General features: G+C 60.3%; 5 protein-coding genes and 1 pseudogene. 3 read left to right on the forward strand and 3 right to left on the reverse strand.

Annotated elements, in window-relative coordinates:
* Positions 1–470 (reverse strand): annotated as a pseudogene (locus AC1XOS_RS20080) (S41 family peptidase); the annotation flags it as partial.
* A gap of 66 nt (positions 471–536) precedes the next feature.
* Here AC1XOS_RS20080 and AC1XOS_RS20085 point away from each other — a divergent pair.
* On the forward strand, positions 537–1,154 hold the full coding sequence (locus AC1XOS_RS20085) for a hypothetical protein (protein WP_481963993.1): 618 nt from the start codon (positions 537–539) through the stop codon (positions 1,152–1,154).
* An 8-nt stretch (positions 1,155–1,162) separates the two neighbouring features.
* Here the strand turns inward: AC1XOS_RS20085 and AC1XOS_RS20090 are convergent, their stop codons facing one another.
* A complete protein-coding gene (locus AC1XOS_RS20090; RefSeq protein ID WP_481963994.1) occupies positions 1,163–1,963 on the reverse strand; it encodes a class-II aminoacyl-tRNA synthetase family protein in 801 nt (266 codons plus the stop codon).
* Positions 1,964–2,011: 48 nt separating this feature from the next.
* A complete protein-coding gene (locus tag AC1XOS_RS20095; protein WP_481963995.1) occupies positions 2,012–2,266 on the reverse strand; it encodes a hypothetical protein in 255 nt (84 codons plus the stop codon).
* A 119-nt stretch (positions 2,267–2,385) separates the two neighbouring features.
* Here AC1XOS_RS20095 and AC1XOS_RS20100 point away from each other — a divergent pair, with 119 nt between their 5' ends.
* On the forward strand, positions 2,386–3,657 hold the full coding sequence (locus AC1XOS_RS20100) for an arylsulfatase (protein WP_481963996.1): 1,272 nt from the start codon (positions 2,386–2,388) through the stop codon (positions 3,655–3,657).
* A 4-nt stretch (positions 3,658–3,661) separates the two neighbouring features.
* Positions 3,662–4,449, forward strand: a 788-nt coding sequence (locus AC1XOS_RS20105; RefSeq protein WP_481963997.1) for a formylglycine-generating enzyme family protein, incomplete at its 3' end; no start/stop codon positions are given.

Raw genomic sequence — 4,449 nt, forward strand, 5'->3', positions numbered from 1 at the left:
TAGACCCCATCACTGGCCTGGGCGAGGGGCACGCGGGCGCGCTGCTTGGTCTTGGGATCAAGAGCGACAAGCTGCACGCCGGGAAGCGTCGCGTGCTTGGCGGTGGCGTAGAGAATCTTTCCGTCTTTGGTCCAGCCCGCGACGGTTCCGCCCGCACCAAAGGTCAGCCGTGTGGGCTCACCGCCGGTGGTGGGCATGACATAGACCTCATCGGGGCCTTCGTACGCCGCCGAGAACGCCACCCACTTCCCATCCGGCGAGAGGGCAGGACTACTCTCCTCGCTCGGGTGCGTCGTCAGCCGCGTCGCCAATCCACCGCTGGCCGCGACGCGCCACAGATCGCCCTCCGCCGCAAAGACCGCCACCTCGCCACGCAGGCTAGGCGTGCGAAAATAGCCGCGTTGAGCTGTCATCTGTACAGGCTGCGAGAGTGCGAGAGTTGCTATAAAGAAGGGGGCCGGAAGTATCATGCGGAAAATATACCCAAGTATAGAGTTTATGAAGTTGAGTTGCCGAAAAAGCGCTAGAATGAGGGCATGAACCGACGAACTCTTCTGACTCTGACAGGGCTGGCTGTGCTTGCCGAGGCTGCACAAGCACAGACGCCGCCTGCTGCGCCGCTGAAGCGGGATCTTTTTCTGGCGCAGGCTCCGGTGGAGAAGGCGCTGGAGCTGGTGATGAGAGGGTTTGGGGAGGGCAACTACCTGATTCCCAACACGGTGTTCGGACTGGTAACTGCGACGGTGAGCCAGGGGACGTTCGAGCAGGCACTGACGCAGCTTTGCCAGAGCAACCGACCCGTGCTGGAGTGGAAACGCGAAGATGGCATTGTCGAGATCGCCCCGAAAGCCGACAGCAAGCTCCCCGTGCCCAATCTTGCCCTGCTCTACCAGCAAGCACGCCTGCCGATTGTCGGGGGGACTGTCTGCCGCATGTCGGGCTGTGTTTTAGGGGAAAAAGTCGCTTTTGCGATCCTGGAGCTAGGCGCTCCACCCAACTCTGAGGTGCGCGTTGTCGAGCAGGGCAAGCCCGTCTCGGTGCGGGGCGAGCGCTATGTCGTGGCGAAGATCAGCGAAAAAGAACTGGTGCTGGCTCGGGACAAGACCCCGCTGAAGATTCCCCTGGCACCGCTTGTCCCTAAACCGACACGCTAAACTATAAACTAGTCCAGCTGGAGCCGTGTCCGTAGCTTCTGGGGCCACTTGCTCGGTTGCAGGCCGTGCTGCGCCAGCAGTGCCAGCGCGAGGCGCTCCATGCCAAAAGCGACGCAGCTGGTGTGGGCATGGGCACCATCGGGGGTGCGGATATCAAAGAGCTTGCCAAAGTGATCCTGGTGGTGGTGGACCGAAAGAAGCGCGGTGGGGCACGCGCCTGAGAGCATGGGCACCATAATATCAAGCGTCTCGCCCTGTGCCTGTAGCTCCGACTCTAGCCCCAGAGCGCTCAGAAACGCCTGCGCTTGGACGACCCAGCTCTCGCGGAAGCCTTGCGCCTGTGCTTCGGTGCCCGCATAGACAAACTCACGCATCCGAAAGGCACGCATCTGCATGGGGTTGAGCGAGGCAGCACTGCGATAGCACCAGCTCTCAATGTCAATCGTGCAGCCGGCTGCGGCGAGAGTGCCGGTGAGCGTGGGATAGACATAGCAGCAGGCCGAGGGAGCCAGGGTCAGGTCGCCTAGATTCGCCTCCGGACTCGTGCGTGGGTGGGGGAAGGCGCAGGAGCGAGTGTACTTCTCGACGGCGGTGTGGGGCAAGATCGGGGGACACTGCCAGACATGGGTACTCTCGGTTCGGCCTAGCTGCGTGATACTGCGCTCCAGCCCTTCCAGCACCTGGACAAAGCGTGCGCCACGTCCGTAGATACCGGGAACGCTCGTTGGCAGTAAAAGACGTGCCGCCATCAGGCGGCTCAGGTAGATTTCTTCCGGTGTGGCGGAGGGTGAGAGAGGGACAGCACTCATAGCTCAGGTTCCTTTGCCTGAGACTATACGCATAATCTATACCAATCTTTACAGCATCCACAAAAAATCGTCGAACGTGCCCTCGCGCACCAAGGGCTCGATCTCGCTCCAGAAGACAAAGGTCTGCCGGTTCTGCCCGATCTGACTACTGATCCGGTAGCTCACCAAAAGCTCCCGAATCCGCCCATGAATCTGCTCCAGGACGACCGGATCACGCGCATCCGAGCGGCGCGGCGTTGCCCGAGGGCTCTCTTTGAGCATGTCGTAGGTGCGGAGTGCTGCGGTGGAGACTTTTAGCGCCATGTCCCTATTCTACGCCATAACGAGCCACTAGCCGTTTACGAGTTGCACTCTTTTTCAATATCCTGTATCGTGCGCCGCAGGAACCACTCTAGGGCCGCTGTCGGCTCCGTGATCACGTTATGAAACCCAACATTATCTTTATCCTCTCCGACGATCTCGCTCAGGGTGATGTGGGCTGCTACGGCCAGAAGCTCATCCAGACCCCGCACCTAGACAAGATGGCTGCCGAGGGCACGCGTTTTACGCAAGCCTTCTGCGGCACCAGTGTCTGTGCGCCCTCACGCACGAGCTTGATGACGGGGCTGCACACGGGCCACAGTCCGATTCGCGCTAATCGGGAGCTCCAGCCCGAGGGCCAGATGCCCCTGCCTGCCCAGACACGCACGATTGCGCAAGTGCTGAAGAGCGCGGGCTACGCCACGGCGTGTATCGGCAAGTGGGGAATGGGGATGTTTGACACCACGGGAAGTCCGCTGAAGAAGGGCTTTGACCACTTCTTTGGCTACAACTGCCAGCGCCACGCCCATAGCTACTTCCCTACCTATCTCTACAACAACGACCAGCGCTTCGAGCTAGCAGGCAACGATGGAAAAACCATCGGCAAGACCTACGCACAGAACTTAATTGCCGACGAGACACTGCGCTGGGTGCGCGAGCACAAAGACCAGCCGTTTTTTCTCTTCTACTCCATCACGCTTCCCCATGGCCGCGCCGAGATTGACGATCTCGGAATCTATAAAGACAAGCCTTGGACAAATCTTCAGAATACCTATGCCGCGCAAGTGACGCGTCTCGATAGCGATATAGGCCGCTTGCTGGCACTTCTTAAAGAACTAAAACTCGACGAGAAAACCCTGGTGATTGTCGCCGGGGACAATGGCTCGTCGTATGCCCCCAGCTCCGAGATTGGGCGGTTGTTCGAGCAGGCGGCCAATGGGCTGCGTGGCTTCAAGCGTGGGCTGTATGAGGGCGCTTTGCGTCAGGCCGCGATTGCTCGCTGGCCCGGCGTGGTGACGTCGGGGCGCGTGAGCAGTGAGCCCTGGGCGTTCTGGGACTTCCCCGCCACGGCCGCAGAGCTGGCAGGCGTTAAGCTCCCAAAAGACTTTGTGACGGATGGCAAGTCGCTAGTCTCACTCTTACGTGGAGGGAAAGCCCCCAAGCGCGACTACTTCTACTGGGAGCTCCACGAGGGCAAGCCCATCCAGGCCGTGCGCTTTGGCAACTGGAAAGCCATCAAGAATGGCCCGAGTGCGGCCATTGAGCTCTACGACTTGGGAAAAGACCCCGGCGAGCGAACAAATCTCGCCCGCCAGCGTCCGCAAGAGCATGCCAAGGCCGAAACGCTTCTTCAGACAGCGCGTGTCGCCGATCCCAACTGGCCGCTACAATAACCCCATGAAGACAAAACAACTCGGCGCTGTGTTTGCACTCTTGACGTTGACGGGCTGCACGAAACCCTCTATATCTGCCACGAGTAGCACAGATGGCATGGTTTTGATAAAGGCGGGTAGCTTTCGCATGGGCAGCGACGATCCGCGCTTTGCCGATGCGCAGCCGGTACATAAAGTGACACTCAACGGGTTCTGGATGGACAAGTACCCCGTCACCAATGCCCAGTTTGAAAAATTCGTCACGGCCACTCAGTACCAGACCATTGCGGAGCGGCCCCTCGACCCTAAAGAGTTCCCTGGTGTCCCGCTCGACAAGCTCGTGCCCGGCGCCGTGGTCTTTACGCCGCCCGACCATGAAGTCCGCCTCGACGACGTGACGCAGTGGTGGAGCTACATTCCCAAGGCCGACTGGCGACACCCCGAAGGCCCGACGAGCGATCTTAAGGGCCGCGAGAACCATCCCGTGGTGCACGTCGCCTACGAAGACGCAACAACCTATGCCAAGTGGGCGGGCAAGCGCCTGCCGACCGAGGCGGAGTGGGAGTTTGCCGCGCGCGGTGGGCTGGATCAGAAGCCTTTCCTCTGGGGCGATGACTTCGCGCCGGGCGGCAAGCAGATGGCCAATACGTTTAACGGTGACTTTCCCAACAAAAACACCAAGACCGACGGCTTTGAGCGCACGTCGCCGGTGGGCAGCTTCCCCGCCAATGCCTTTGGCCTCTACGACATGGCGGGCAACGTCTGGCAGTGGTGCTCCGACTGGTACCGCCCAGACTACTTTGCCAAGAGCCC

The organism is Armatimonas sp., from assembly GCF_964826245.1.